The following is a 26,756-nucleotide window of genomic DNA, read 5'->3' as shown; positions in this document are numbered from 1 at the left end:
CGAATGGCAAAGGCAAAGTTTGAACGTACAAAGCCTCACGTTAACATCGGTACGATCGGTCACGTCGACCACGGCAAAACGACGCTGACGGCTGCAATCACCACGGTTTTGGCGAAAAAATACGGCGGTAATGCCGTTGCTTTCGACCAAATCGACAAAGCTCCGGAAGAACGCGAACGCGGTATCACGATCTCCACGGCACACGTTGAGTACGAGACGGCAAACCGTCACTACGCTCACGTTGATTGCCCGGGACACGCCGACTACGTTAAAAACATGATCACCGGTGCTGCGCAAATGGACGGCGCGATCCTCGTCGTATCCGCTGCGGACGGCCCGATGCCGCAAACTCGCGAGCACATCCTGCTCTCCCGCCAAGTAGGCGTTCCGTACATCGTCGTATTCCTGAACAAATGCGACGTGGTTGAGGACGAAGAGCTGCTGGAACTGGTTGAGATGGAAGTTCGCGACCTGCTGAACGAATACGAGTTCCCGGGCGACGAAACGCCGATCATTCGCGGTTCCGCTCGCGAAGCTCTGCAAAATCCGGACGGCGAATGGGCTCAAAAAATCGTCGAGCTGTTCGAGGCAATCGACTCCTACATCCCGACGCCTGAGCGTGACATTGACAAGCCGTTCCTCATGCCGGTCGAGGACGTATTCACGATCACGGGCCGCGGTACGGTTGCTACGGGCCGCGTAGAGCGTGGTACGGTCAAAGTCGGCGACGAGGTCGAAATCGTTGGTCTGAACGAAGAAACTCGCAAAACGGTTGTTACGGGCGTTGAAATGTTCCGCAAACTGCTTGACTCCGCTCAAGCGGGCGACAACATCGGCGCGCTGCTCCGTGGCGTAGACCGCAAAGACATCGAGCGCGGACAAGTTCTGGCGAAAGTCGGTTCCGTTAAACCGCACACGAACTTCACGTCGCAAATCTATGTCCTGACCAAAGAAGAGGGCGGTCGTCATAAGCCTTTCTTCTCCGGCTACCGTCCGCAGTTCTACTTCCGGACGACCGACGTTACGGGCATCATCACGCTGCCGGAAGGCACCGAGATGGTTATGCCGGGCGACAACGTTACGGTATCCGTTGAGCTGATCTCGCCGATCGCTATCGAAGAGGGCACTCGCTTCGCGATCCGCGAAGGCGGCCGTACGGTTGGCGCTGGCGCCGTTGCTACGATCACGAAATAATTTGCCTGACGGCAGATTCGCAAACCGCACCTTCGGGTGCGGTTTGTTTTATGTTTGAAGAAAAGTATCCTTATATATGTAGAAACAGCTTCAACCGGGGGCAAGAACGGCCCGTCTTCCCCGAAACCGAAATATCCGCTTGCTTTTGCCCAGCGTTTTTAATATAATAGTGAACGTTGGTCTGTGACAGCGATGATGCGGGAGGTTGCCGACACACCCGGCCCCTTTGCCATAGGGGGCGGTGTCGGGGGATTTCCGTGGAGCGAGTCCGATACAATTTGGACGAATGAAGGAGGGAAAACTATGGCAAAAAAGCAAAAGATTCGCATTCGATTGAAGGCGTACGATCACCGCGTCTTGGATCAATCTGCGGAGAAAATTGTTGAAACGGCGAAACGTTCCGGCGCTAGCGTATCCGGTCCGATCCCGCTGCCGACCGAAAAACAGATCATTACGATTCTGCGTGCGGTCCACAAGTACAAAGACTCCCGGGAGCAATTCGAAATGCGTACGCACAAGCGCCTGATTGATATCATCAATCCGACGCCGCAAACCGTCGATGCGCTGATGCGTCTGGATTTGCCGTCCGGCGTAGATATCGAAATCAAGCTGTAATGGCCGTGTGCCGGCGAACAAGCCTGGAATCACGCGCCAAGAAATGAAATCATGCATGAATGCGGAAGGGAAATGAGGTGTCAACATGAAAGGTATCTTGGGCAAAAAGCTGGGTATGACCCAAGTGTTCACGGCTGAAGGCAATGTCGTGCCGGTCACGGTCATCCAAGCGGGTCCGTGCGTCGTTCTGCAGAAGAAAGACGTGGAAACCGACGGATACGAAGCAATTCAACTCGGTTTCGCAGACCAAAAAGAAAAGAACGCAACAAAGCCTGCTATCGGCCATGCGAAGAAGGCTGGTACGACTCCCAAGCGCTACATTAAAGAGATTCGCGGCGTAAACCTGAGCGAATACGAAGTTGGCCAAGAGATTAAAGCCGATATTTTCGCTGAGGGCGAACTGGTTGACGTAACGGGTACGTCCAAAGGTAAAGGTTTTGCCGGTTCCATCAAACGCCACGGCATGTCCCGCGGTCCGATGGCTCACGGTTCGAAATATCACCGCGGTTCGGGTTCGCTCGCGACTCACCGCGACGCAAACCGCGTGCCGAAAGGCAAAAAACTGCCGGGTCACATGGGCGTTGACACGGTTACGATCCAAAAGCTCGAAATCATTAAAGTTGACGCTGAACGCAACGTTATTCTGGTCAAAGGCTCCGTTCCGGGTCCGAAGAACAGCTTCGTCAGCGTGAAACTGACCGTAAAACAATAAAGGACGGAAAGGAGGACATTCCATGCCTAAAGTGGCTGTCTATAACGTAAGCGGCGCGCAAGTGGGCGAGATCGAACTGGATGATTCCGTGTTCGGCATCCAGCCTCACGCGCATGCCGTGCATGAAGCCGTGCTGCTGCAGCAAGCATCCCTGCGTGCGGGCACGCACAAAGTAAAAGGACGTTCGGAAGTACGCGGCGGTGGCCGCAAACCGTGGAGACAAAAAGGAACGGGCCGTGCGCGTCAAGGCTCCATCCGCGCTCCGCAATGGAAAGGCGGCGGTGTCGTATTCGGACCGACTCCGCGCAGCTATGCGTTCAAGCTTCCGAAGAAAGTGCGCCGTCTGGCGATCAAATCCGCCCTGTCTTCCAAAGTGGCGGACAGCAACATTATCGTTCTGGACCAACTTCAATTGGCTCAAGCCAAAACGAAAGAGTTCGCAACCATCCTGAAAAACCTGAAGGTTGAGCGTAAAGCTCTGGTCGTCGCTCTCGAGCATGACGAGAACCTGGCTTTGTCCGCGCGCAACCTGCAAGGCGTGAAGGTCGTTGCCGCTGACGGCATCAACGTCCTTGACGTTGTCGCTCACGACAAACTGATCATCACGAAGGATGCGGTCGCGAAAGTAGAGGAGGTGTTCGCGTAATGAAGAGCCCTTACGATATTATCAAGCGCCCTGTCATTACCGAACAGACGACCGACCTGATGAATATTAAACGGTACGTCTTCGAGGTCGATCTTCGCGCAAGCAAAACCGAAATCAAATCCGCGATCGAGCAAATTTTCAAAGTGAAAGTCACGAAAGTCAACACGATGCGGGTACCGGGCAAACCGAAACGGTACGGCAAATACTCCGGTTACACTTCGGAGTGGAAAAAAGCGATCGTGCAACTGTCCGAAGACAGCAAAGCGCTCGAATTCTTCGAGTCCGTATAAGCATCGCATTCTTGAAGCAAGGAGGGAATCCACGTGCCAGTTAAAAAGTTCAAGCCGACGTCCCCTGGCCGCCGCCAGATGACGGTTTCGACGTTTGAGGAAATCACCGCCTCCAAACCGGAGAAATCGCTTCTCGCGCCGCTCAGCAAAAAAGCGGGACGCAACAACCAAGGCAAAATTACTGTTCGTCATATCGGCGGCGGCCACAAGCGCAAATACCGCCTGATCGACTTCAAACGGAACAAAGACGGAATACCCGGTCGCGTTGCTACGATCGAGTACGATCCGAACCGCACGGCGAACATCGCGCTGATCCACTACGTGGATGGGGAGAAACGTTACATCCTGGCGCCGAAAGGCCTGAAAGTCGGGGATCAAGTCGTATCCGGTCCGGACGCGGACATCAAAGTCGGCAACGCTCTCCCGCTGGAGAACATCCCGGTCGGTACGATTATCCACAACATCGAGCTGAAGCCGGGCAAAGGCGGCCAGTTGGTGCGCGCAGCCGGCACGGAAGCTCAATTGCTGGGTAAAGAAGATCAATACGTCGTCGTTCGTCTGTCCTCCGGCGAAATGCGCCGCATCCTGAAAGTGTGCCGCGCAACGATCGGTTCCGTGGGCAACGAAGACCACGAGCTCGTGAAAATCGGTAAAGCCGGCCGCAGCCGTTGGATGGGCAAACGTCCGGTAGTCCGCGGTGTCGTCATGAACCCGGTAGACCACCCGCACGGCGGTGGCGAAGGCCGCGCTCCGATCGGCCGCAAATCGCCGATGTCGCCTTGGGGCAAACCGACGCTCGGTTACAAAACCCGCAAGAAAAACAAAGCTTCGAGCCAGTACATCATTCGTGGCCGCACGAAGTAATCGCGGGCGGTTCCGTTCAATTGATACAACTTCTCGCGAAGGGAGGCTTTTACTATGGGACGCAGCCTGAAAAAAGGACCGTTTGTGGATGACTACTTGCTCAAAAAAGTGGAAGCCATGAACAACGGCGGCAAAAAAGCGGTGATCAAAACCTGGTCTCGCCGTTCCACGATTTTCCCGCAGTTTGTCGGTCATACGTTCGGCGTATACGACGGCCGCAAGCACGTGCCGGTATACGTCACGGAGGACATGGTCGGACACAAGCTCGGCGAGTTCGCGCCGACGCGCACGTATCGCGGCCATGCCGACGACGACAAGAAAACGGGCAAGCGTTGATCGCCTGAAGGGCGTTCGCGTAGCGGATAGACTTAAAGTTGAGACCGAGAGGAGGTTTATCGACAGATGCAACAAGCAAAAGCACACGCCAGATATGTGCGGATTTCCCCTCGCAAAGTGAAGCTGGTCATCGATCTGATCCGCGGCAAGGCAGTGGGCGAAGCGATCGCCATTCTTCGCAACACGCCGCGCGCGGCGTCGCCGATTGTGGAGAAGCTGCTGAACTCGGCTATCGCCAACGCGGAGCATAACTACTCGATGGACGTGAACAAGCTGGTAGTCAGCGATGTATACGCGAACCAAGGGCCGATCCTGAAACGGATTCGTCCTCGTTCGATGGGCCGTGCAGACCGGATCAGCAAACGCACGAGCCACATTACCCTGGTTGTATCCGAAAAATAAGGAGGGTTGACGTGTGGGCCAAAAGGTAAGCCCGGTGGGCTTGAGAATAGGCATTATCCGCGATTGGGAATCCAAGTGGTTCGCGGAGAAAGATTTCGGAACGCTGCTCATGGAAGACGTGAAAATCCGTGAGTACCTGAAGAAAAAACTGAAAGACAGCGCCGTATCCCGGATCGAGATCGAACGCGCGGCCAACCGCGTCAACATTACGATCCACACGGCGAAACCTGGCATGGTTATCGGCAAAGGCGGATCGGAAGTTGAAGTGATCCGCGCTTATCTGGCGAAAATGACGGGCAAAAAAGTCCACATCAATATCGCCGAAGTGAAAAATCCGGACCTCGACGCTACGCTGGTCGCCGAGAGCATCGCGCAACAACTGGAGCGCCGCATCGCGTTCCGCCGCGCCATGAAGCAAGCGATCCAACGTTCCCTGCGCGCCGGCGCAAAAGGGGTTAAAACGCTGGTATCCGGCCGTCTGGGCGGAGCGGAAATCGCGCGCAGCGAAGGCTACAGCGAAGGTACGGTTCCGCTGCACACCTTGCGTGCGGACATCGACTACGGTACGGCTGAAGCGCACACGACCTACGGTCGCATCGGCGTGAAAGTCTGGATCTATCGCGGAGAAGTTCTTCCGGCTGCGAAGAAGAAAGCCGCTGCGGAAGGAGGCAACTGAGATGTTATTGCCAAAACGCGTGAAACACCGTAAAGAGCATCGCGGCAAAATGAAAGGACGCGCGAAAGGCGGCACGGAGGTCGCATTCGGCGAATACGGCCTGCAAGCCCTGGAGCCTTCCTGGATCACGAACCGCCAGATCGAAGCGGCTCGTATCGCGATGACCCGTTACATCAAACGGGGCGGTAAAGTATGGATCAAAATTTTCCCTTCCAAACCGATCACCCAGAAGCCTCTTGAAGTTCGGATGGGTAGCGGTAAAGGTAACGTCGAGAAATGGGTCGCCGTGGTAAAACCGGGCAAAATTCTGTTCGAACTGGCCGGTGTCAGCGAAGAAGTCGCTCGCGAAGCGATGCGCCTCGCCTCCCACAAGCTGCCCATCAAAACGAAGTTCGTAAAACGCGAAGAGTTTGGTGGTGAAGCAAATGAAAGCCAGTGAGTTTCGCAACCTGACGACGGCCGAACTTGAGCAAAAAGTCAACGGGTTCAAAGAAGAACTGTTTAACCTTCGGTTCCAACTGGCAACGGGCCAACTGGACAATCCGGCCCGCATCCGTGAGCTTCGCAAAGAGATCGCGCGCGCCAAGACGGTGCTGCGCGAGCGTGAACTCGGAATCGTCTGAGAGCTAAACCGGAGCGATCCAGAGAGGAGGGCAATCCGTGAGCCAAGTAGTTCGCAATGAACGCAAAGTGCAGGTAGGCAAAGTCGTCAGCGACAAGATGGACAAAACCATCGTCGTGGCTGTCGAAACCTACAAAAAACACGACCTGTACCACAAACGGATCAAATACACGAAAAAGTTCAAGGCGCATGACGAAAACAACGAAGCTCAAATCGGCGACGTTGTCGAGATCATGGAGACTCGGCCGCTGTCCAAGGACAAGCGCTGGAGACTCGTGCGCATCGTGGAAAAAGCCGTTATCATCTAAACGGTTTTTCGCCTGAACCGCGAACGATGTTAGGCGGGGATGGCCAACAATCCGAAAGGAGGGAACAAGGGTGATTCAACCTTTTACCAGATTGAGTGTAGCCGATAACTCCGGAGCGAAACAGCTCATGTGCATTCGCGTATTGGGCGGTACGGGACGCCGCGTCGGTCAAATCGGAGATCTGATCGTTTGTTCCGTGAAACAAGCAACACCAGGCGGCGTTGTCAAGAAAGGCGACGTAGTCAAGGCGGTTATTGTCCGCACGAAACGTCCGGTTCGTCGCAAAGACGGCTCCTACATCCGTTTCGACGAGAACGCAGCGGTTATCGTTAAAGAGGACAAAAGCCCGCGCGGCACGCGTATTTTCGGACCGGTTGCCCGCGAGCTGCGCGAGAAAGATTTCATGAAGATCATTTCCCTCGCGCCGGAAGTCATCTGAGGCACGACCGTTACTGGGGGAGAGCCCCCGATCGCGCAATATAGGAGGTGTGATCATTCATGGCGAACAACAAGCTGCACGTGAAGAAAGACGACAATGTCATCGTCATCACGGGTAAAGATAAAGGCAAAAAAGGCCGCGTCATCGCTGCGTACCCGCGCGAGAACCGCGTTCTTGTCGAGGGCGTCAACCTGGTGAAGCGCCACACGAAGCCGAATCCGGCCAACCCGCAAGGCGGCATCATCGAGAAAGAGGCGCCGATCCACGTGTCGAACGTCATGCTCGTGGATCCGAAGGACGGAAAACCGACCCGCATCGGTTACAAGATCCTCGAGAACGGCAAAAAAGTTCGGATCGCAAAACGTTCCGGCCAACAGATCGACTAATTTCCGCGCTAGAAAGGAGGTTCCAACCCAATGGCGGCAAGATTGAAAGAGCGTTATCTGAATGAAGTAACTCCTGCTCTGATGCAGAAGTTTAACTATACATCGGTCATGCAGGTTCCGAAAGTGGAGAAGGTCGTCATCAACATGGGCGTCGGCGACGCAGCCGGCAACGCCAAGCTGATGGACGCAGCCGTTCAAGACCTGCAGTTGATCGCCGGTCAAAAACCGGTCGTCACGAAAGCGAAAAAGTCCATCGCGGGCTTCAAGCTTCGCGAGAACATGCCGATCGGGGTGAAAGTAACGCTGCGCGGCGAGCGCATGTATTACTTCCTCGACAAACTGTTCAACGTGGCGCTGCCGCGCGTTCGCGACTTCCACGGCGTATCGACCAAAGCTTTCGACGGTCGCGGCAACTACACGCTGGGAATCAAAGAACAACTGATCTTCCCGGAGATCGAGTACGATAAAGTCGAAAAAGTGCGCGGTATGGACATCGTCATCGTCACGACGGCGAAAACCGACGAAGAAGCGCGCGAGCTGCTCAATCAATTGGGCATGCCGTTCACGAAGTGATGCGGCAGCCCCTGAAAACGGAGGTGTAAAACGAAAGTGGCCAAAACTTCGATGATCGTCAAACAACAGCGCAAACCGAAGTTCAAAGTGCAGGCCTACACCCGCTGCGAGCGCTGCGGACGACCGCACTCCGTCCTTCGCAAATTCAAAATCTGCCGGATTTGCTTCCGTGAGCTTGCTTACAAGGGACAAATCCCCGGCGTGAAGAAAGCTAGCTGGTAATCCGATTATTTCCTCGGGAAGGAGGTTCGCAACATGGTTATGTCCGATCCTATCGCGGATATGCTTACTCGCGTACGCAACGCGAATACTGTCCGTCACGAAACCGTGGAGATCCCTGCTTCGAAAATCAAACGGCAAATCGCCGAGATTCTGAAGCGCGAGGGCTTCATCCGTGACGCTGAATACGTAGAGGACAACAAGCAAGGCATCATTCGCTTGTTCCTCAAGTACGGCCCGAACCAGGAGCGCGTCATCACGGGGCTGAAACGCATCAGCAAACCCGGGCTGCGCGTTTACGCAAAAAGCCAAGAGTTGCCTCGCGTACTTGGAGGTCTCGGCATCGCGATCATCTCCACGTCCAAAGGCATCATGACGGACAAGGAAGCGCGTCAGGCGAAAACGGGCGGCGAAGTTATCGCCTACGTATGGTAATTTAATTCCTGGATAGAATGGAGGTGCACCCATGTCTCGTATCGGTCGCAAACCGATCAACATCCCGAACGGCGTTACCGTCGACCTGAGCAACACGACTTTGACGGTGAAAGGCCCGAAAGGCTCGCTTACCCGGGAACTTCACAAAGATATGAAAGTAACGATCGAAGGCAACGTTCTGACGGTAGAACGTCCTTCTGACCATAAGCTTCATCGCTCCCTGCACGGTACGACCCGCAGCATCATCAACAACATGATCAACGGCGTAACGGAAGGGTTCTCCAAGAGCCTCGAGCTCGTCGGCGTCGGATACCGCGCGAACAAAACCGGCAACAAGCTGGTTCTGAACGTCGGTTACTCCCACCCGGTCGAATTCGAACCGGAGAAAGGCATCGAGTTCGAAGTGCCGTCCCAGACGAAAATCATCGTGCGCGGCATCGACAAAGAGCTTGTCGGCGCGACGGCTGCGAAAATCCGCGAAACCCGCCTGCCGGAGCCTTACAAAGGCAAAGGTATCAAATACGAAGGCGAACGGATTCTGCGCAAAGAGGGCAAAGCCGGCAAGAAAAAATAAGCCTGAACGGTTACGGGCTTGCTAGCTGAATCGAAAGGAGTGAATTCGGCATGATCACCAAAGGCGACAAAAATAAAGCGCGTTTGAAGCGCCACCTGCGCGTGAGGAAGAAAATCAGCGGCACGGCGGAGCGTCCGCGCCTTAATGTTTTCCGTTCGTCCAAGCATATGTACGCTCAACTGATCGACGACGTGAAAGGCGTAACGCTGGCAGCGGCTTCGACCGTCGATAAAGAGCTGAGAGACCAGATTTCGAACGGCGGCAATGTCGAATCGGCACGCAAAGTCGGCGAACTGATCGCCAAACGCGCGAAAGAAAAAGGCATCACCACCGTTGTGTTCGATCGCGGCGGCTATCTGTACCACGGACGCGTTCAAGCGCTCGCGGACGCGGCGCGCGAAGCCGGTCTCGAATTCTAATCCAAATCCAAAGAGTAAGGAGGTCAACGACTTGCGCATCGATCCCAATACACTTGAATTGACGGAAAAAGTTGTGCACATCAACCGCGTATCGAAAGTTGTCAAAGGCGGTCGGCGTTTCAGCTTCAGCGCGCTGGTTGTCGTAGGCGACGGCAACGGTTGGGTCGGCGCCGGTATCGGAAAAGCTTCCGAAGTGCCGGATGCCATCCGCAAAGGTATTGAAGACGCGAAAAAGAACCTGATCCAGGTTCCTATTGTGGGAACAACGATTCCTCACATGGTTATCGGTCATTTCGGCGCGGGCAAAGTTCTGCTGAAGCCTGCCTCGAAAGGTACCGGCGTGATCGCTGGCGGTCCGGTCCGTGCGGTTCTGGAGCTGGCTGGCGTCGGCGACATTCTGACCAAATCGCTGGGTTCTTCGAACTCCATCAACATGGTAAACGCAACGCTGGAAGGCCTGAGTCGCCTGAAACGTGCGGAAGACGTCGCGAAGCTTCGCGGCAAAACCGTGGAAGAGCTGTTAGGTTAAGGAGGGTTGGATCATGGCGAAAAAATTGCAAATCACCCTCGTCCGCAGCTTGATCGGACGGCCGGAGGACCAACGGGTCACCGTCCGCACGCTGGGATTGCGGAAAATCCGCCACACGGTTGAGCACCAAGATTCGCCGGCCATCCGCGGCATGGTGAACAAAGTAAGCCACCTCGTGTCGGTCAAAGAAGTAGAGGCCTAATTGCGCGATCGAAGCGATCGCTAGCCATACAAACAAGGAGGTGCTACGATGAAACTGCATGAACTCGCATCTGCTGAAGGATCCCGCCATGTGCGCAAGCGGATCGGCCGCGGTATCGGCAGCGGCAACGGCAAAACGGCCGGCAAAGGTCACAAAGGTCAAAACGCTCGTTCGGGCGGCGGCGTACGTCCGGGCTTCGAGGGCGGTCAAAACCCGCTGTACCGTCGTTTGCCGAAACGTGGCTTCGTTAACCGTTATCGCACCGAGTACGCGATCGTTAACGTCTCCGACCTGAACAAATTCGCAGCGGGTACGGAAGTAACGCCGGAACTGCTGAAAGAAGCAGGTCTGGTAACGAACGCGCTCGACGGCATCAAAATTCTGGGCAACGGTGAGATCACGGTCGCTTTGACCGTCAAAGCGAACAAGTTCTCGCAATCCGCAGTCGAGAAGATCCAAGCTGCCGGCGGCAAATCCGAGGTGATCTAATGTTCAGGACGCTGTCCAACATTGCGAAGGTTAGCGATCTGCGTAACAAGATTCTGTTCACGCTCGGAATCTTGATCATTTACCGGCTTGGCGCCTTCATCCCGGTTCCGAACATCGATAGCGATGTGCTCAAAGCGATTGACCAGCAGGGACAAGGCGCTTTCTTCGGGTTAATGAACACCTTCTCCGGCGGCGCTTTGTTCAACTTTTCAATCTTTGCAATGAGCATCTACCCGTACATTACGGCATCGATCATCGTGCAGCTGCTGTCTATGGATGTGGTACCGAAATTCGCCCAGTGGGCCAAAGAGGGGGAAGTGGGCCGACGCAAGCTGGCCCAGTTCACCCGCTACGGCACGATCCTGCTGGGGTTGCTGCAATCCGTCGCGATGGCGATCGGATTCAACAATATGTTTGCCGGTATCGTCATCGATCCGAGCGTAGCGACTTATGCGTTGATCGCGGTTGTCTTGACGGCAGGTACAGCATTCCTGATGTGGCTTGGCGAGCAAATTACGGAGCACGGCATCGGAAACGGCATTTCGATTCTGATCTTCGCCGGGATCGTGGCCGGCATTCCGAACAGCACGGCCCAGATTTATCAGACCTTGTTCGTAGACGCTGGCAGCGCCGTGTTTCTGAATATCCTAAAGGCGGTTGTGATCGTCCTGGTCATCATCGTGCTGATCGTAGGCGTCATCTACGTCCAGCAGGGAGTCCGTAAAATTCCGGTTCAATACACCAAGCGTGTAGTCGGACGGAAAATGTACGGCGGCCAATCGACGCACATCCCGCTGAAGGTCAACTCTGCCGGGGTCATTCCGGTCATTTTCGCTTTATCGCTGCTTATGTTCCCGCCGACGATCGCAACGTTCTGGCGGGGCAACGGCGTAGCCGACTGGATCATCGAGCACTTGACCTACACGGCGCCGCTCGGCATGGTTCTGTACGTCCTGTTGATTATCGGATTCACGTTCTTCTACACGTTCGTCCAGATCAACCCGCAACAAATGGCCGAACAGATGAAGAAGAACGGCGGTTATATCCCTGGCATTCGCCCGGGCAAGCCGACCGAAGTCTACATGACGAGAGTCATGACGCGGATTACGCTGTTCGGGGCGATCTTCCTCGCGTTGATTTCCATCCTGCCGGTGTTCTTTAGCAAGATCGGCAATCTGCCGCAATCCGTTACGATCGGAGGCACGTCGCTGCTGATCGTGATCGGCGTTGCGCTGGAGACGATGAAGACGATCGAGAGCCAGCTGATCAAGCGTCACTACAAAGGGTTTATCAATAAATGAGAACGGCGGAATCGGAGCGCGGACAGCCAAGCCGTGACTCCGGATCAACCGTTCCGGGCGGAAAGCCCGAAGCCGGGAGGTACGAACAGTGAACATCTTATTCATGGGTCCTCCGGGGGCAGGCAAAGGAACGCAAGCGGCGGAGATCGTCAACGAGTTCCGCATTCCGCACATCTCGACCGGCGACGCATTCCGGCTGGCTGTGAGCCAAGGGACGCCGATGGGCCAGAAAGCGAAAGTTTTCATGGACAAAGGCGAACTGGTCCCGGATGAAATCACCATCGGCATCGTTCGCGAACGACTGAGCCATGACGATTGCAAATCGGGATTCCTGCTCGACGGTTTTCCGCGCACCATCGCCCAGGCGGAAGCGTTGGACGCTCTGCTGGAGCAATCCGGCCGCCGGATCGATCACGTCATTAATCTGGCGGTGGATCTCGATCTCCTGCTGGAGCGGATCGTCGGCCGTCGCGTCTGCAAATCCTGCGGCGCCACGTACCATGTCCAATTCAATCCGCCGGCCAAAGCGGATGTGTGCGACAAGTGCGGCGGCGAACTGTATCAGCGGCCGGATGACACGGAGGAGAAAGTCGGAACGCGGCTGAACGAGTATGCGACGAAAACCGCGCCGCTGCTGGAGTATTACCGGAACAAAGACCTCTTGCGCGATGTGAACGGGGATCAGCCGATCTCAGCCGTTACGGCGGAAATCTGCTCGTTATTGCGAGGTCAAGCCGAATGATCATATGCAAGTCCGAAGCGGAACTCCGCTTGATGAGGGAAGCAGGACGGATTGTGGCGGACACTCACCGGCTGCTGAAGGATGCGATACAGCCCGGCATCACGACCCGAGAACTGGACGCCATTGCCGAGAAGTATATCCTTAGCCAAGGCGCAATCCCCTCATTCAAAGGCTACAACGGTTTTCCCGCAAGCATCTGCGCTTCGGTCAACGAAGAGCTGGTGCACGGCATCCCGGGCAACCGCAAACTAAACGAAGGCGACATCATCAGTATTGACATCGGCGCCCAGTATCAAGGGTATCATGGCGATTCCGCCTGGACGTACGCAGTGGGTGAGATCTCCGATGTACACCGAAAGCTGCTGGAAGTGACAGAAGCATCGTTGTATGCGGGCTTGGAGCAGGCGAAACCCAACGTTCGCTTGTATACGATCTCGCACGCGATCCAGAAGGTGATCGAAAGTGCCGGTTTCTCCGTTGTACGCGAGTATGTCGGACACGGGATCGGAGCCAACCTTCACGAGGAGCCGCAGATTCCGAACTACGGCTTGCCCGATAAAGGTCCGAGACTGAAGCCCGGCATGGTGCTTGCCATCGAACCGATGGTGATTGTCGGCGAGCGGTACGTCAAGACGCTTGAAGACAATTGGACGGTCGTTACGCAGGACGGTTCCTGGTGCGCGCACTTCGAGCACACCATTGCGATTACCGATGACGGTTACGAAATTTTGACGATTTCGGAACCGCAGGTGAACGCGCGTGGATAAGGGTCGGATCGGACCGGTTCCCGGTCAAATCGTCCAAGTGCTGCGCGGCCGAGACCACGGCAGACATGCCGTGATCGTCGAGGTTCTGGATGATCGGTATGTGAAGATTGCCGACGGCGATCGCCGGTCATACGACCAGGCCAAACGAAAAAACCTGCTTCACCTCCAATTGCTGAATGAAGTCAGCCCGGAAGTTGCGGAAAGCCTGCGCGAGACGGGGCGCGTGACGAACGGAAAACTGCGCCATGCGCTGGCTCGCTATCAAAACAACCGCGGACCGGATGCCCAACCGAAAGGAGAATAACCGTTGGCCAAAGATGATGTGATTGAAGTCGAAGGACGAGTGATCGAGCCTCTGCCGAACGCCATGTTCCGCGTGGAGTTGGAAAACGGCCACAAGATTTTGGCGCACGTATCGGGGAAAATCCGCATGCACTTCATCCGGATTCTGCCCGGCGACAAGGTGACGGTCGAGTTGTCACCGTATGATCTGACCCGAGGACGTATCACCTATCGGTTTAAATAAGAGCAGGATCGGCGCTCGCAGTCGGGTATCTCTGAGGGCGAGACGCTCCCGATACCCGCGCGATAGCATGAGGAGGTAACAACCATGAAGGTAAGACCGTCGGTCAAACCGATTTGCGAAAAATGCAAAGTCATTCGTCGCAAAGGCAACGTTATGGTCATCTGCGAAAATCCGAAGCATAAACAAAAACAAGGATAAGGAGGTGCAGCACATCTATGGCACGTATTGCTGGTGTTGACATCCCTCGCGACAAACGGGTGGAAATCGCGCTGACGTACATCTACGGTATCGGCAAAACCACCTCGCAAAAAGTTCTGGCTGCGACCGGAGTCAACCCGAACACTCGCGTTCGTGATCTGACGGAAGACGAAGTCAACCGCATCCGTGAATATATCGACAAGAACATCAAAGTCGAAGGCGATCTGCGTCGGGAAGTCGCCCTGAACATCAAGCGTCTCGTGGAAATCGGCTGCTATCGCGGCATCCGTCACCGTCGCGGTCTGCCGGTACGCGGACAACGCACGAAAACCAACGCTCGTACGCGTAAAGGTCCTCGCCGTACGGTAGCGAACAAGAAGAAGTAATAAAGGGGGGTAATATCGAATGGCAAGACCTAAAAAAGCGGTAGCGCGCACGAAGCGTCGCGATCGGAAAAACGTCGAATCCGGCGTGGCTCATATTCGTTCGACGTTTAACAACACTATCGTCACGATTACGGATCCCCACGGCAACGCAATCTCCTGGGCGAGCTCCGGCAACCTGGGCTTCAAAGGTTCCCGGAAAAGCACGCCGTTTGCTGCTCAAATGGCAGCGGAAACGGCTGCTAAAGCGGCGATGGAGCACGGAATGCGTTCCGTCGAGGTCATGGTAAAAGGTCCGGGCGCAGGCCGCGAAGCCGCGATCCGTTCCCTTCAGGCTGCAGGTCTCGAAGTGAGCCTCATCAAAGACGTGACTCCGATTCCTCACAACGGCTGCCGTCCGCCAAAACGTCGTCGTGTATAATTCACGCCAAAAGGTGGTATAAATATCCGCCGATCCAGTGCATAATGGAGAGATGGATAGGCATACTACGTGATTTGTGCGCTTGATCGTGATCCGCAAGGAACCGACGTTTTGATAGGAGGGTGTTCTGCATGATCGAAATCGAAAAGCCGAAGATCGAAACCGTCTCCGTTAGTGAGGACGGCACGTACGGCAAGTTTGTGGTGGAGCCGCTGGAGCGTGGCTACGGCACGACGCTCGGCAACTCGCTCCGCCGCATCTTGTTGTCGTCGCTCCCGGGCGCGGCCGTCACATCGGTTCAGATCGACGGCGTCCTCCACGAATTCTCGACGATCCCGGGGGTCGTGGAAGACGTGACGGAGATCATCCTGAATCTCAAAGGCTTGTCGCTGAAGATTCATTCCGATGAGGAAAAGATTCTGGAAATCGACGCGGAAGGCGGCGGCGTGGTCACGGCCGGCGACATCCGCGCGGACAGCGACGTAGAGATTCTTAACCCGGATTTGCACATCGCGACGTTAGAGACGGATGCGCGCTTGCACATGCGCATCAACGCTAACCGCGGCCGTGGTTATGTCCAGGCGGACAAGAACAAACGGGAAGATCAACCCATCGGCGTTATTCCGATCGACTCGATTTATACGCCGATTACCCGCGTCAACTACACGGTAGAAAATACCCGCGTCGGTCAAGTTACGAACTACGACAAGCTCACGTTTGAAGTTTGGACCGACGGCAGTATCCGTCCGGAAGAAGCGGTTAGTCTCGGCGCCAAAATCTTGACGGAGCATCTGATGCTTTTCGTCGGTTTGACGGACGAGGCGAAAGACGCCGAAATCATGGTGGAGAAGGAAGAAGACAAAAAAGAAAAGGTTCTCGAGATGACGATCGAAGAACTGGATCTTTCCGTCCGCTCCTACAACTGCCTGAAACGCGCTGGCATCAACACCGTCCAAGAGCTGATCACGAAAACGGAAGAAGACATGATGAAGGTCCGCAACCTGGGCCGCAAGTCTTTGGAAGAAGTTCAAGAGAAGCTTCAAGAACTGGGGCTCAGTCTGCGTTCGGAAGAGTAGTTTCGGCATTACAGCATGAAGAGGAGGGAAAACGATGGCATACCAAAAATTGGGTCGCGACTCCAGCGGTCGTAAAGCGTTGTTCCGCGATCTGGTTACCGACTTGTTCCTGAACGAGCGGATCCAAACGACGGAAGCGAAAGCGAAGGAAGTTCGCTCCATCGCAGAGAAACTGATCACGCTGGCGAAGCGCGGCGATCTGCACGCTCGCCGTCAAGTGGCCGCGTTCGTGCGTCGCGAGCAACTGCCGGGAGAAGAGAAGGACGCGATTCAAAAGCTGTTCTCCGATCTCGCACCCCGTTACGCGGAGCGCGCAGGCGGATACACGCGCATCCTGAAGCTCGGTCCTCGTCGCGGCGACGCTGCGCCGATGGTTTACCTGGAACTGGTAGACCGCGCTTAATTTGCGGATATCGATGATATAAGCAAGCAGGGGAAAGGGTGGACAGAACCGCAAGGTTCTGTTAAAGCCCTTTTTTTGCTGAGGGGGAGGACCGAGCGGTGAGGAGACTGAAGATGATCGTCTCGTACGACGGGACGGCTTATTCCGGTTTCCAGACACAGCCTCATGGCAACACGATTCAGGATAAGCTGGAGCTTGCCGTCAAGCTGCTCACCGGCGATACCGTAAAGGTTGTGTCATCGGGACGCACCGATGCGGGCGTTCACGCGCGCGGACAGGTCATTCATTTCGATACGGAATCGCGCATCCCGGCCGAACGTTGGGCAATCGCGATGAACTCGCGATTGCCTGACGATATCGTCGTGCTGGAGGCGCAGGAAGTCGACCAATCGTTCCACGCGCGTTATTCGGCCAAAACCAAAACGTATGCTTATACGATCAACAACAACAAATTTCCCGATGTCATGAGGCGGAAGCAAGAGCTGCATCATCCGCGGCCTCTGGATTGGGAAGCGATGCGCGAGGCTCTCCGTCATCTGGAGGGCGAACACGATTTCACTTCGTTCTGTTCGGCCCGCTCTACGCAAGCTTCGCACGTACGCACGATATACCGCACGCGCATTGACCATCTGGGCGATCGCCATCCCGACTATCAGGGCGTATACCGCATTTTTGTCACGGGCAACGGTTTTCTGTACAACATGGTGCGCATGATCGTCGGCACGCTGATCGAGGTGGGCGAGGGGCGGCGCTCCAGCTCGGAGATTCCGGAGATCCTCGAAGCGCGCAACCCGATGCACGAGAAGCTGACGGCGATGGCCCACGGCCTGACGTTGTGGGAGGTCCGCTACGATTCCGGCGATGGAACCGCCACATAAATCGTTGCGGATAAAGTTTGGGCGAGCACCTTGATTTAACCTAGCGGTTGTAGTAAGATATTAGTTGGCTTTCATTATTGGCTTCCCACTGGCCCCGAAGTGAACAGCCGGAACCGTTGACACAATAGATCGCATGCGGCGCGCATGCTTTCATAGTTATGTATATGAGTTCGAGGAGGATCCCAATGAGCACCTTCATGGCGAAACCGAAAACCGTGGAGCGCAAGTGGCTCGTCGTTGACGCCGCTGGCCAAACACTGGGCCGTCTGGCAAGCGAAGTCGCTGCTTTGCTTCGCGGCAAACATAAGCCGGAATTTACGCCGAACGTAGACACAGGTGATTTCGTCATCGTTATCAACGCTTCGCAAATCCAACTGACCGGCAAAAAACTGCAGCAGAAAAAATATTACCGTCACTCCGGCTACATGGGCGGACTGAAAACGACCGTTGCCGGCGACCTGCTGAAAAACAAACCGGAGCGTATGATCGAGCTGGCCGTGCATGGCATGCTCCCGAAAAACCGTCTCGGCAACGCTTTGAAAACGAAGTTGAAAGTGTACGCTGGAAGCGAACATCCGCACCAGGCTCAAAACCCGCAAGTTTGGGAACTTCGCGGTTAATCGTAAGGGAGGACATCGTTCATGGCTCAAGTTCAATACTACGGAACCGGTCGCCGCAAGCACTCCGTTGCACGTGTACGCCTCGTGCCGGGTGAAGGCCGCATCGTTGTCAATAAACGCGATCTCGACGACTATTTCGGCCTCGAGACGCTGAAGCTGATCGTCAAGCAACCGCTTGCCCTGACGGAAACGCTCGGCAAATACGACGTATTCGTCAATGCGGCCGGCGGCGGGATCTCCGGTCAAGCCGGCGCGATCCGTCACGGCATCGCCCGCGCTCTGCTGAAGGCTGACCCGGAATTCCGCGGTTCGCTGAAAAAAGCGGGATTCCTGACGCGCGATCCGCGTATGAAAGAACGTAAAAAATACGGTCTCAAAGCGGCACGCCGCGCGCCTCAGTTCTCCAAACGTTAATCATCGAATCGAAGCCTCTTTCTGCCGAATCCGGCGGAAGGAGGCTTTTTTGCGTGTTGGAGCGGAACACGATCGCCCATCTCTGAATAGGCTTTCGACAGGAGCCCCTGCATGGCTTTGATCCAAATCGGTTAAAAGTCATTGACCACGTGAAATGAAGCCGTTATAATGAAAATATTAATAATTCATACGGGGTTACTTGGTATTCAGGACACTTCGGGAGGAAAAACGACTATGAACTTGTTTGAGAAAGAAGCGTTGATCAAACGCGCGGCCGAAGAATTCGAGAACAAATCGCCGGAAGAGCTTCTCGCCTTTGCCGTGGAGAAATTCCCGAATATCACGCTGGCTTGCAGCTTCGGGGCCGAAGATGTCGTGCTCGTCGACATGCTGCAGAAAATTTCTCCGAAGACGGATATTTTTTATCTCGACACGAACCTGCACTTCAAGGAAACGTATGAGACCCGGGACCGGCTGGAAGCTCGCTACGGCATCAAGTTCGTACAGGTGCTCCCGAAATGGACGGTCGAAGAGCAGGCGAGAGAGAAGGGCGACGAGCTGTGGAAGACCGATCCGAACGAATGCTGCAACATCCGCAAGGTTGAGCCGCTGACGCAGGTGCTGGGCCGTTACGATGCCTGGATCACGGGCATTCGCCGCGATCAGGCGCCCACCCGGGCCAACGCCAAGAAGGTCGAATACGACACGAAATTCGGCCTGGTCAAATTCAACCCTCTCGCCAATTGGAAGTGGGAAGACGTCTGGGCCTATATTCGAGCGAACGATGTCATCTACAATCCGCTGCACGACAATTTTTATCCAAGCATCGGCTGCGAGAAATGCACCCGCCAGGTAATGCCGGGCGAAGATCCGCGCGCGGGTCGTTGGTCGGGACACGACAAGACGGAGTGCGGTCTGCATAAATAAGGATCGGAAGATCGGATGGAAGGAGCTATACGCATGTTGATTGAACCTCATGGCGGCGAACTGGTCAACCGGCTGGTGGAAGGCGCCGCGCGGGAGCAGTTGCTGGAGCAGGCCGCCGGACTTGAAGCGATCCGGATCAGCAGTTGGACGATCTCGGATATCGACTGTATCGCGGTGGGGGCCTTCTCTCCCCTGACCGGATTTATGAATGAACGGGACTATGAATCCGTGGTCGAATCCATGCGGCTGGCGAACGGCCTCGTCTGGAGCATTCCGATCACGCTTCCGGTCGACAAGGAGCAGGCGGACCGGCTGTCCGTCGGTCAGCGCGTTGCGCTTGTAGGCGAGCAGGACAACGTGATTTACGCTGTGTTGACGATCGACAGCATCTACGCCGTCGATCATCGCAAGGAAGCCGTCCGCGTGTTTAAGACGGACGATACGAATCATCCGGGCGTACAAAAGCTGTTCTCCCGTTCCAACATCTATGTGGGCGGTTCTCTGGAGGTATTGAACCGTCCGCAGCCGGACAAATTCCGGGAGTTCTACTTCACGCCCGCCGAGACGCGCGCCCAATTCGAGCGGAAAGGCTGGAAAACCGTCGTCGGCTTCCAGACCCGCAACCCGGTTCACCGGGCGCACGAATACATTCAAAAAAGCGCCATGGAGATCGTCGACGGCCTCTTCCTCAATCCGCTTGTCGGCGAGACGAAGTCCGACGACATCTCTGCGGACGTGCGGATGCGCAGCTACCTGGCGCTGCTGGAGAACTACTACCCGCAGGACCGCGTATTCCTGGGCGTATTCCCCGCTGCGATGCGTTACGCGGGGCCGCGAGAGGCGGTTTTCCACGCGCTGGTCCGCAAAAACTACGGCTGCACGCACTTCATCGTCGGCCGCGACCACGCCGGTGTGGGCGACTATTACGGCACATACGAGGCGCAGGATCTGTTGAAGACGATCCCGGCCGCCGATCTCGGCATTACGCCTTTGTACTTCGAGCACAGCTTCTACTGCACGAAGTGCGGCAATATGGCGACCACGAAGACGTGCCCTCACGACAAGTCGCATCACCTGCACCTGTCGGGCACCAAAGTTCGCGCGATGCTCCGCGATGGGATCTGTCCGCCGCCGGAATTTTCCCGCCCCGAAGTGGCGAAAATTCTGATCGAAGGCATGCAGGAGCCGGTCGACGCCCGTTCCTGACCGGATCAGCTTGGTCTATTCGAACACCTCGTCCCATATGATGGTAAAGATTCCATCGTTGGCGAACGGGGTGTTTTTATATGCGCAGCTTACACCGGTTGAGACGGAAGCGGCTGATTGTCTGGGTGAACGGGCAAGGCTATGCCAAGATTGCCGCCACGATGGCGCTGGTTGCCTTAATGGCGTATCTGCTGTTTAGCCGCCTCCCCTCGACGGAGACGTGGAGCCATTGGACGCTTCCCCTATCGGGTCGGATCATCGCCATTGACGCCGGGCATGGAGGGCCCGACGGAGGCGCCGTATCGTCCGGCGGCTTGGTGGAGAAGCAAGTGACGCTGGCGATCGCGGGTTACTTGCGGGATTACTTGCAGGAGGCGGGGGCATCCGTCGTCATGACGCGGGAATCGGACAAAGATCTCGCTCAGCCGGGAACCCAAGGCTTGAGCAAGCGCAAGACGGAGGATTTGCACGCCCGGGCGGAGCTGATCGCCCGCAGCGGCGCGGACATGCTGGTGAGCATTCACCTGAACAGCATCGCCTCCTCCAAGTGGCGGGGCGCCCAGACGTTTTATTACGCGGAACGGGAGGAGGGGCGGCGGCTGGCCGAGCTCATTCAGGATGAATTCCGTACGGCTCTCGGCAACACGGATCGACTGACGCAGCCGCACGACACGTATTTTTTGCTGAAGACGCTGAATATTCCCGGGGCTCTCGTGGAGGCCGGATTTCTGTCCAATGCAGAGGAGGCGCGGAATTTGGGCGACAGCGCCTACCAAAAGAAAGTCGCGGCCACGATCTACAGGGGGATTTTGCGGTATGCGGCCGGGGAGAAAATCGGATCGTAAACGTCCGGAAGGGGGGGCCTCCCCATGTAGACATGCGATTCGGATGAAGTTTCGGTATAATGGCGACAGGAGGTGTCGGGAGTGGCAATTACCACGCGAGAACAGGTGCTGGAGGCTCTGCTGGGAATCAACGATCCCACGTTTAATCGGCCCTTGGCGGATTTGAATTTGATTCGGGACATTATGGTGAAGGGGGGACAGGTGTCCCTCACGGTCGTCCTGACCGACGAGAGCGAAGCCGCCTCGACGCGGCTGCGGGAACAAGTCGTCTCCGCGCTGAAAGAAGCCGGAGCCGGCGATGTGCATGTGCGTCTGCGGGCCGCGACGGAACATGACCGTGAGCAGTTGAGGCGTCAGAACGATCCGAAGCAATCGTTGGAGGATCACCAATCGAAGACGAAGCGGACGGTGGGCCAAAATCCGGCCAGCTCCCGTCTGTTATCCCCGGACTCGGGCGTCCATTACATTGCGGTGGCGAGCGGAAAAGGCGGAGTCGGCAAGTCGACCGTGACGGTGAATTTGGCGGTCGCTCTGGCCCGTCTCGGCAAAAAGGTCGGGATTATCGATGCCGACATTTACGGCTTCAGCGTGCCCGATATGATGGGGATCGAGGAACGTCCGGAAACCCGGGACGACAAGATTTTGCCGGTGGAACGATTCGGCGTGAAGGTGATCTCCATGGGCTTTTTCGTGGAGGACAACTCCCCGGTCATATGGCGGGGCCCGATGCTGGGCAAAATGCTGCGGCATTTTTTCTCTGCGGTCGAGTGGGGCGAGCTCGAATACATCTTGCTGGACTTGCCGCCGGGAACGGGAGATGTGGCGCTCGACGTCCATCAGTTGATTCCGCACAGCAAAGAGATTATCGTCACCACGCCGCACGCCACCGCAGCCTTCGTCGCGGCGCGCGCGGGCGCGATGGCCAAGCGCACGGAGCACGAGATTCTCGGAGTTGTGGAGAATATGTCCTACTACGTGGACAAAACCGGCGAAAAAGCATATATATTCGGACGCGGCGGCGGCGCGAAGCTGGCCGAGGAGCTGCACACGGAGCTGCTTGCCCAGATTCCGCTCGGCGCGCCCGACAATCATATCTCCGAACCTGACTTCTCCCCGTCCGTGTACAAAGCGGATACGGAGACGGGACGTATTTACGCCGAAGTCGCCGCCCGCATCGTGGAGAAGCTTGAGCCATAATTGCAGCGGCCAAAGAAGCCCCGAGACCGTTCGAACAGCGGTTGCCTCGGGGCTTTTGTCTGCAGGCGGCGACTGAGCGGATTATTGCTGATCTTGCTCGTCATCGTCCTGTTTTTGCTCATCTTCTTGGTCTTCCTCTTTCTCCTGACCGTTTTTCCGCTGATTTTGGTCTTGATTCTGTCCCTGATTTTGCGATTGCGCCTGCGTTTCCGGGGTCGGCGTTGCGCCTTCTTGGATGGCCTTTTTCACAAGCTCCAGCATTTCCATCTTAAACAAGGGATTTTGCATCGCTTCCTGAATTTGCAGATGGATCTGCTGCTTGAATTGCGGGGCGCGCATCGTCTGCAGCAGCATCATTTCGAATTCCGGGTTTTGCATCGACTGCATATAGGATTTTTGGAATTCGGGGTCTTTGAGCAGTTCTTTTTGAATCGCCTTGATATCGTTGTTCATCACTTTGGCGAATTCTCCGGCGAACCGGGGGTCGGTCATCGTTTTTTGAAGCAGCTTTTCCGTCGTGTCGGTCGTCAAAATTTCCTTAACCGCCAATTGAATCTGCTGACCTTCTCCGGTCGACAGGAGCCTCAACGTCGGGTCCTGCTTCTGCTCCGTTGCCGCCTTCATGATGGCCTGCTGGCCGTCCTGGGATTGGATAATATCGAGTACCATCGATTTGATGTCCTTATAAGGCATCTGGCCCGACGAATCGCCGCCACCGCCGGTCGCGCAGGAAGCGAGCATCAAGCTGGTCAAAACGACGGGGGCGAGACGCTTTAAACGGGTAGGCACGCTGATCCTGCTCCTTTCCTGTTTAGTCATGAAGTTAGTATGAGCCTTCGGGTTCCGGCGTACCCACGGGAAGCGCTGGCTTCGGTTGTGGCGACTGTCCGATTTGGCTATAATGAGGGGGAAACTGCCGAAAAATGGGGAGATCATCGTTGACGCTTCGCAAGTGGGGATATTTGTTCTGGACGACCTTGGGGGTCGGGACGGCTGCCTCCGTATTGGTCTGGATCGCGTTGAAGCTGGCGTTGAATGATTTCGTGTTTATGGACTCGGGCGTCCGCAAATACGAAGTGATCTTTATGCTGCTGGGCGGTTCGACGATCAGCGTCATCGCGCAAATGGGCTTTTTTGCTTACCTGATCGTGCGTTATGTGGCGCTTACGACGTTCCGCCGGCGCTTGTTTTTGTGGAATGCGCTTCAAATTGTACTCGTGCTGTTCGCTTTGGCCGATCTGATCCTGTTCCGGGAGAGGCCGCTGGCGGAAGAACTCGCGCTTGTGGCCGTTATTGGCTTGACGGGGCTGGCGATCGGTTACTTGAAGGTTCGCGCCACCAACAACAGCGCATTTGTCCCGACGCTGTTTTTCATGATCGTATTCACGGCGTTGGAGGCCGTTCCGTCGCTGCAGGTGGAGAACCAGCCTTATGTATGGTTTATGGTGGTCACGCTGCTCGCGGCTAATGCGTGGCAGATTATGCAGCTTCACCGGATCTTGGAGGAAAAAAGCGGCTCTAGTAACCGCGTGTCCATCGGAAACAAATAAGCCGACCGTTGCGGTCGGCTTTCTGTTAGGCGTGGATTTGCGCCGCTCCCGGCTGCTCCGCCGGCTTCTGGCTGATGTCGGTCTGGTTGAGCAACTGGGAAACGGTCACGAATTCGTACCCTTTCGCCCGGAGTTGGTCGATAATGACGGGCAGGGCGAGGTGCGTCTGCTGGCAGGAGTCGCTTGCGTGAAGCAGAACAATATCTCCCGGATGCGCGCGTTTGACGACCCGGTTGATGATCGCGTCCACCCCGGGGTTTTTCCAGTCGAGCGAATCGGTATCCCACTGGATCACCTTGTAATTCAAATCGTTGGCGACCCGAAGCACCCGTTTGTCGAAATCGCCGTTGGGCATACGGATCAGATTCGGGGCTTTGCCTGTCAATTCGGTTAAAATATCGTGGGCCGTCTGAATTTGGGTGCGGATATCGTTCTCGGAATACCGGCTGTAATTGTCGTGCTTGTGGCCGTGACTGCCGACCTCGTAACCGGAATCGACAATCCGCTTCACGATGTCCGGATGGCTTTTGCTCCATGGGGAAGAGAGGAAGAAGGTGGCGTTTTTCACCCCTTTTTGCTCCAGCACGTCCAGAATGGGCCCGGCGCGTTTGTTGCCCCAACTGATATCGAACGTAAGGGCGATCAGCTTTTTGTCGGTCTGCACGCTGTAGATGGCGGAAGGTTCGTTAGGCGCGAAGACGGTGATGTTGTCCTTCTCCACGTATACGATGCCCACGGCGAACACAACCGCGACGATCAGAATCAAGATCCGTTTGATACGACGACCGTTAAAAACGAAAAAGTGGTTCAACGGGCCGATACCTCCTTGCAGCGCCGGGCAGGCCGATGCGCCGGGCTTGTTTGATTGGGCTATTACATCCTATGCTCGTACAAGTGGGATATGCCCTCTTTGTAGACGGGCTGAACAAGATTGAAGGATATCGGCATTCGAAATGGAGGGCGAGAAGATGCGATTGAAGGAATTGGGAGCCGATCTGCTTCGGCATTCGCGATACGTGTGGGCGGCCGTGCTTGTGTTTGCCGTCAGCTTGTACATGGGCTTTGCGAACGCCGATCAATTCATGAACTACATGAGGGCCCAGATCGAAGGCATTCAAGGCATCGTCGAGAATATTCAGGGGAAGGACCATTTCCAGTGGTGGCTGTTCGCCGTCATTTTTTTGAATAACGCGATCAAGACCGTTCTGGTCGTATTGGCCGGCGCTTTGTTGGGCTTGCCCCCGATTGTTTTCCTCGTCATCAACGGCTTGCTGCTCGGCTTTTTGTTCGCGAACAAATCGCCCAATGTCACGTACGGGGATATGCTGCTTGCGATCGTGCCGCACGGCATTATCGAGATTCCGGCCCTGCTGCTGGGGGCCGCTTATGGGATTCGCCTGGGCTGGCTGATCCTGCAGTTTATGATTTCGCTGGCAGTCCCCGGACGCCGGAAGCAGGCCGTCGCGGACCTGAAGGAGTTTTTCGAGCGATTGCCGGCGCTTATCGCCGTGCTGATCGGCGCGCTGCTGCTGGCCGCGGTGGTGGAGAGCACACTTACGTTCGCGTTGGTTTCCCGTTAATTATCATAAAAATGTAAAAAACGGAGCATAACAGTAAAGCGGTTTGGCGGCATCCGCTTTTTCCGCGGCCTTGTTCAAAATTGAAGACCGGCAGTCGTCGAGGAGGCTCACTTTTATGCTCGGTTTTTTGTTTAGCCAGCGCGAATGCAAGGAATTGGGGTACGTGCTTCGCAAAGAATTAGACGAGATGCTGTTCGATCTGAAGGATACCCGGATCGAATCGGAAATACGCAGCGCCATAGAGTCCCGGTATAAAATCATCTTTCGGATGTATGCCCGGTTGGCCTCTCCGAAGGAGCTGTCGCGGTATGCGTTAAGCCGCAGGCCGCAGACGAAAAACTAACGGCTTTGCCGGGCCGGATCGGCGCAGCGAGCGCCAACTCCGATCGTGCAAAAACATGCAAAAAAACATGCAAAAAAGGGGTTGCTTTTCGGACAAGCCTATGATAAATTAATTCTCGCCGCTTACGAGAGCGGGCGGGAACGCGCCGGAACGGCCGTTGCGGCTCGCGGGAAAATGCAGGCGATCGAAAAAAAGTGCTTGCATCATAGCGGACGAATATGATATATTCAAGAGGTCGCCGCAAAACGGTGGCTGGCAGCGAACGGAAAGTTCGCGAAGGTTCGATCTTTGAAAACTGAACAAGTGCGAAGCGTCGAAATGATCTCGCGAGAGATTAATGACTGAAAAGTCAGCAATGAGCTATGGAGCTCATCCAGATAAGCAACACCTTTTTGGAGAGTTTGATCCTGGCTCAGGACGAACGCTGGCGGCGTGCCTAATACATGCAA

General features: G+C 55.7%; 44 protein-coding genes and 1 rRNA gene. 43 read left to right on the top strand and 2 right to left on the bottom strand.

Annotated features, from left to right (window positions below; all coding sequences use genetic code 11):
• Positions 1-3: 3 nt before the first annotated feature.
• From tuf to FE781_RS13550, 39 genes are all read left to right on the top strand, one after another.
• On the top strand, positions 4-1,194 hold the full coding sequence (tuf, locus tag FE781_RS13740) for an elongation factor Tu (protein ID WP_138790202.1): 1,191 nt from the start codon (positions 4-6) through the stop codon (positions 1,192-1,194).
• A gap of 303 nt (positions 1,195-1,497) precedes the next feature.
• Positions 1,498-1,809 (top strand): 30S ribosomal protein S10, encoded by a 312-nt coding sequence (gene rpsJ / locus FE781_RS13735; protein ID WP_138790201.1) that lies wholly within the window; start codon positions 1,498-1,500, stop codon positions 1,807-1,809.
• An 85-nt stretch (positions 1,810-1,894) separates the two neighbouring features.
• On the top strand, positions 1,895-2,521 hold the full coding sequence (gene rplC, locus FE781_RS13730; RefSeq protein WP_138790200.1) for a 50S ribosomal protein L3: 627 nt from the start codon (positions 1,895-1,897) through the stop codon (positions 2,519-2,521).
• 22 nt (positions 2,522-2,543) lie between these two features.
• Entirely contained in the window at positions 2,544-3,167 is a 624-nt protein-coding gene (gene rplD, locus FE781_RS13725) for a 50S ribosomal protein L4 (RefSeq protein ID WP_138790199.1), read from the top strand.
• Entirely contained in the window at positions 3,167-3,457 is a 291-nt protein-coding gene (rplW, locus tag FE781_RS13720) for a 50S ribosomal protein L23 (protein WP_138790198.1), read from the top strand. Before rplD ends, rplW begins: the two co-directional genes overlap by 1 nt.
• A 33-nt stretch (positions 3,458-3,490) precedes the next feature.
• Entirely contained in the window at positions 3,491-4,321 is an 831-nt protein-coding gene (rplB, locus tag FE781_RS13715) for a 50S ribosomal protein L2 (RefSeq protein ID WP_138790197.1), read from the top strand.
• A 54-nt stretch (positions 4,322-4,375) separates the two neighbouring features.
• Positions 4,376-4,657: a 30S ribosomal protein S19 gene (gene rpsS / locus FE781_RS13710; protein WP_138790196.1), complete on the top strand. Its 282-nt coding sequence runs from the start codon at positions 4,376-4,378 to the stop codon at positions 4,655-4,657.
• A gap of 66 nt (positions 4,658-4,723) precedes the next feature.
• A complete protein-coding gene (rplV, locus tag FE781_RS13705) occupies positions 4,724-5,059 on the top strand; it encodes a 50S ribosomal protein L22 (protein ID WP_138790195.1) in 336 nt (111 codons plus the stop codon).
• Between the two features lie 13 nt (positions 5,060-5,072).
• Positions 5,073-5,735 carry a 30S ribosomal protein S3 gene (rpsC, locus tag FE781_RS13700; protein WP_138790194.1) on the top strand — a complete coding sequence of 221 codons (663 nt, stop codon included), beginning with the start codon at positions 5,073-5,075 and terminating at the stop codon, positions 5,733-5,735.
• Position 5,736: 1 nt separating this feature from the next.
• On the top strand, positions 5,737-6,174 hold the full coding sequence (rplP, locus tag FE781_RS13695) for a 50S ribosomal protein L16 (RefSeq protein WP_138790193.1): 438 nt from the start codon (positions 5,737-5,739) through the stop codon (positions 6,172-6,174).
• On the top strand, positions 6,161-6,358 hold the full coding sequence (gene rpmC, locus FE781_RS13690; RefSeq protein ID WP_138790239.1) for a 50S ribosomal protein L29: 198 nt from the start codon (positions 6,161-6,163) through the stop codon (positions 6,356-6,358). The genes rplP and rpmC overlap by 14 nt, the downstream gene beginning before the upstream one ends.
• Positions 6,359-6,395: 37 nt before the next feature.
• The gene (rpsQ, locus tag FE781_RS13685; protein ID WP_281281902.1) at positions 6,396-6,665 is read left to right on the top strand and encodes a 30S ribosomal protein S17; all 270 of its coding nucleotides are present in this window, start codon (positions 6,396-6,398) and stop codon (positions 6,663-6,665) included.
• 70 nt (positions 6,666-6,735) lie between these two features.
• Complete coding sequence (gene rplN / locus FE781_RS13680; protein ID WP_138790192.1) at positions 6,736-7,104, top strand: 50S ribosomal protein L14; 369 nt, start codon at positions 6,736-6,738, stop codon at positions 7,102-7,104.
• A gap of 59 nt (positions 7,105-7,163) precedes the next feature.
• Complete coding sequence (gene rplX / locus FE781_RS13675; RefSeq protein WP_211346366.1) at positions 7,164-7,490, top strand: 50S ribosomal protein L24; 327 nt, start codon at positions 7,164-7,166, stop codon at positions 7,488-7,490.
• A 30-nt stretch (positions 7,491-7,520) separates the two neighbouring features.
• On the top strand, positions 7,521-8,063 hold the full coding sequence (gene rplE, locus FE781_RS13670; protein WP_138790191.1) for a 50S ribosomal protein L5: 543 nt from the start codon (positions 7,521-7,523) through the stop codon (positions 8,061-8,063).
• 36 nt (positions 8,064-8,099) lie between these two features.
• Positions 8,100-8,285 carry a type Z 30S ribosomal protein S14 gene (locus FE781_RS13665; RefSeq protein WP_138790190.1) on the top strand — a complete coding sequence of 62 codons (186 nt, stop codon included), beginning with the start codon at positions 8,100-8,102 and terminating at the stop codon, positions 8,283-8,285.
• A 33-nt stretch (positions 8,286-8,318) separates the two neighbouring features.
• The gene (gene rpsH / locus FE781_RS13660; protein ID WP_138790189.1) at positions 8,319-8,717 is read left to right on the top strand and encodes a 30S ribosomal protein S8; all 399 of its coding nucleotides are present in this window, start codon (positions 8,319-8,321) and stop codon (positions 8,715-8,717) included.
• A 31-nt stretch (positions 8,718-8,748) separates the two neighbouring features.
• Positions 8,749-9,291: a 50S ribosomal protein L6 gene (gene rplF, locus FE781_RS13655; RefSeq protein ID WP_138790188.1), complete on the top strand. Its 543-nt coding sequence runs from the start codon at positions 8,749-8,751 to the stop codon at positions 9,289-9,291.
• 50 nt (positions 9,292-9,341) lie between these two features.
• Complete coding sequence (rplR, locus tag FE781_RS13650) at positions 9,342-9,710, top strand: 50S ribosomal protein L18 (protein ID WP_138790187.1); 369 nt, start codon at positions 9,342-9,344, stop codon at positions 9,708-9,710.
• Positions 9,711-9,741: 31 nt separating this feature from the next.
• Positions 9,742-10,239, top strand: a complete 498-nt coding sequence (rpsE, locus tag FE781_RS13645; protein ID WP_138790186.1) for a 30S ribosomal protein S5 — start codon at positions 9,742-9,744, stop codon at positions 10,237-10,239.
• A gap of 13 nt (positions 10,240-10,252) precedes the next feature.
• The gene (gene rpmD / locus FE781_RS13640) at positions 10,253-10,441 is read left to right on the top strand and encodes a 50S ribosomal protein L30 (RefSeq protein ID WP_138790185.1); all 189 of its coding nucleotides are present in this window, start codon (positions 10,253-10,255) and stop codon (positions 10,439-10,441) included.
• 48 nt (positions 10,442-10,489) lie between these two features.
• Entirely contained in the window at positions 10,490-10,930 is a 441-nt protein-coding gene (gene rplO, locus FE781_RS13635) for a 50S ribosomal protein L15 (protein ID WP_138790184.1), read from the top strand.
• Complete coding sequence (gene secY, locus FE781_RS13630; RefSeq protein WP_138790183.1) at positions 10,930-12,231, top strand: preprotein translocase subunit SecY; 1,302 nt, start codon at positions 10,930-10,932, stop codon at positions 12,229-12,231. The genes rplO and secY overlap by 1 nt, the downstream gene beginning before the upstream one ends.
• An 88-nt stretch (positions 12,232-12,319) precedes the next feature.
• On the top strand, positions 12,320-12,973 hold the full coding sequence (locus FE781_RS13625; protein ID WP_138790182.1) for an adenylate kinase: 654 nt from the start codon (positions 12,320-12,322) through the stop codon (positions 12,971-12,973).
• The gene (map, locus tag FE781_RS13620; protein ID WP_138790181.1) at positions 12,970-13,740 is read left to right on the top strand and encodes a type I methionyl aminopeptidase; all 771 of its coding nucleotides are present in this window, start codon (positions 12,970-12,972) and stop codon (positions 13,738-13,740) included. Before FE781_RS13625 ends, map begins: the two co-directional genes overlap by 4 nt.
• Entirely contained in the window at positions 13,733-14,044 is a 312-nt protein-coding gene (locus FE781_RS13615; protein ID WP_138790180.1) for a KOW domain-containing RNA-binding protein, read from the top strand. Before map ends, FE781_RS13615 begins: the two co-directional genes overlap by 8 nt.
• A gap of 3 nt (positions 14,045-14,047) precedes the next feature.
• Positions 14,048-14,266 carry a translation initiation factor IF-1 gene (gene infA / locus FE781_RS13610; protein ID WP_138790179.1) on the top strand — a complete coding sequence of 73 codons (219 nt, stop codon included), beginning with the start codon at positions 14,048-14,050 and terminating at the stop codon, positions 14,264-14,266.
• An 84-nt stretch (positions 14,267-14,350) separates the two neighbouring features.
• Positions 14,351-14,464 (top strand): 50S ribosomal protein L36, encoded by a 114-nt coding sequence (rpmJ, locus tag FE781_RS13605; protein WP_003333770.1) that lies wholly within the window; start codon positions 14,351-14,353, stop codon positions 14,462-14,464.
• 17 nt (positions 14,465-14,481) lie between these two features.
• A complete protein-coding gene (gene rpsM, locus FE781_RS13600; protein WP_138790178.1) occupies positions 14,482-14,850 on the top strand; it encodes a 30S ribosomal protein S13 in 369 nt (122 codons plus the stop codon).
• Positions 14,851-14,869: 19 nt separating this feature from the next.
• Entirely contained in the window at positions 14,870-15,268 is a 399-nt protein-coding gene (gene rpsK, locus FE781_RS13595; protein ID WP_138790177.1) for a 30S ribosomal protein S11, read from the top strand.
• 131 nt (positions 15,269-15,399) lie between these two features.
• Positions 15,400-16,344, top strand: a complete 945-nt coding sequence (locus tag FE781_RS13590; protein ID WP_138790176.1) for a DNA-directed RNA polymerase subunit alpha — start codon at positions 15,400-15,402, stop codon at positions 16,342-16,344.
• Between the two features lie 34 nt (positions 16,345-16,378).
• The gene (gene rplQ, locus FE781_RS13585) at positions 16,379-16,747 is read left to right on the top strand and encodes a 50S ribosomal protein L17 (protein ID WP_138790175.1); all 369 of its coding nucleotides are present in this window, start codon (positions 16,379-16,381) and stop codon (positions 16,745-16,747) included.
• Between the two features lie 98 nt (positions 16,748-16,845).
• Positions 16,846-17,625: a tRNA pseudouridine(38-40) synthase TruA gene (gene truA / locus FE781_RS13580; protein WP_138790174.1), complete on the top strand. Its 780-nt coding sequence runs from the start codon at positions 16,846-16,848 to the stop codon at positions 17,623-17,625.
• A 185-nt stretch (positions 17,626-17,810) separates the two neighbouring features.
• Positions 17,811-18,245: a 50S ribosomal protein L13 gene (gene rplM / locus FE781_RS13575; RefSeq protein ID WP_138790173.1), complete on the top strand. Its 435-nt coding sequence runs from the start codon at positions 17,811-17,813 to the stop codon at positions 18,243-18,245.
• A gap of 21 nt (positions 18,246-18,266) precedes the next feature.
• Positions 18,267-18,659, top strand: a complete 393-nt coding sequence (gene rpsI, locus FE781_RS13570) for a 30S ribosomal protein S9 (protein ID WP_138790172.1) — start codon at positions 18,267-18,269, stop codon at positions 18,657-18,659.
• Positions 18,660-18,893: 234 nt separating this feature from the next.
• Positions 18,894-19,586 (top strand): phosphoadenylyl-sulfate reductase, encoded by a 693-nt coding sequence (locus FE781_RS13565; RefSeq protein ID WP_138790171.1) that lies wholly within the window; start codon positions 18,894-18,896, stop codon positions 19,584-19,586.
• 33 nt (positions 19,587-19,619) lie between these two features.
• Positions 19,620-20,792 (top strand): sulfate adenylyltransferase, encoded by a 1,173-nt coding sequence (gene sat, locus FE781_RS13560; protein WP_379252781.1) that lies wholly within the window; start codon positions 19,620-19,622, stop codon positions 20,790-20,792.
• 80 nt (positions 20,793-20,872) lie between these two features.
• The gene (gene cwlD / locus FE781_RS13555) at positions 20,873-21,637 is read left to right on the top strand and encodes an N-acetylmuramoyl-L-alanine amidase CwlD (protein ID WP_138790170.1); all 765 of its coding nucleotides are present in this window, start codon (positions 20,873-20,875) and stop codon (positions 21,635-21,637) included.
• A gap of 87 nt (positions 21,638-21,724) precedes the next feature.
• A complete protein-coding gene (locus FE781_RS13550) occupies positions 21,725-22,834 on the top strand; it encodes an Mrp/NBP35 family ATP-binding protein (RefSeq protein ID WP_138790235.1) in 1,110 nt (369 codons plus the stop codon).
• Between the two features lie 81 nt (positions 22,835-22,915).
• On the opposite strand, the gene gerD is transcribed toward FE781_RS13550, so the two are convergent.
• Complete coding sequence (gerD, locus tag FE781_RS13545) at positions 22,916-23,770, bottom strand: spore germination lipoprotein GerD (RefSeq protein WP_138790169.1); 855 nt, start codon at positions 23,768-23,770, stop codon at positions 22,916-22,918.
• A gap of 2 nt (positions 23,771-23,772) precedes the next feature.
• On the opposite strand from gerD, the gene FE781_RS13540 reads away from it, so the two are divergent.
• Complete coding sequence (locus FE781_RS13540) at positions 23,773-24,384, top strand: KinB-signaling pathway activation protein (protein WP_170209549.1); 612 nt, start codon at positions 23,773-23,775, stop codon at positions 24,382-24,384.
• A gap of 25 nt (positions 24,385-24,409) precedes the next feature.
• On the opposite strand, the gene pdaB is transcribed toward FE781_RS13540, so the two are convergent.
• On the bottom strand, positions 24,410-25,195 hold the full coding sequence (gene pdaB, locus FE781_RS13535; RefSeq protein WP_138790167.1) for a polysaccharide deacetylase family sporulation protein PdaB: 786 nt from the start codon (positions 25,193-25,195) through the stop codon (positions 24,410-24,412).
• A gap of 157 nt (positions 25,196-25,352) precedes the next feature.
• Between pdaB and FE781_RS13530 the strand changes: the two genes are divergently transcribed.
• The 3 genes from FE781_RS13530 to FE781_RS13520 form a co-directional block, all read left to right on the top strand.
• Positions 25,353-25,964 carry a stage II sporulation protein M gene (locus tag FE781_RS13530; protein ID WP_170209548.1) on the top strand — a complete coding sequence of 204 codons (612 nt, stop codon included), beginning with the start codon at positions 25,353-25,355 and terminating at the stop codon, positions 25,962-25,964.
• A gap of 115 nt (positions 25,965-26,079) precedes the next feature.
• Positions 26,080-26,307 (top strand): hypothetical protein, encoded by a 228-nt coding sequence (locus FE781_RS13525; RefSeq protein ID WP_138790165.1) that lies wholly within the window; start codon positions 26,080-26,082, stop codon positions 26,305-26,307.
• A 389-nt stretch (positions 26,308-26,696) separates the two neighbouring features.
• Positions 26,697-26,756 (top strand): 16S ribosomal RNA (locus FE781_RS13520); the annotation flags it as partial.

The sequence above is a fragment of the Paenibacillus thermoaerophilus genome, from assembly GCF_005938195.1.
Taxonomy (GTDB): domain Bacteria; phylum Bacillota; class Bacilli; order Paenibacillales; family Reconciliibacillaceae; genus Paenibacillus_W; species Paenibacillus_W thermoaerophilus.
Note: the sequence above shows the minus strand (reverse complement) of the source record. Positions and strands in the feature narration are given on the sequence as shown.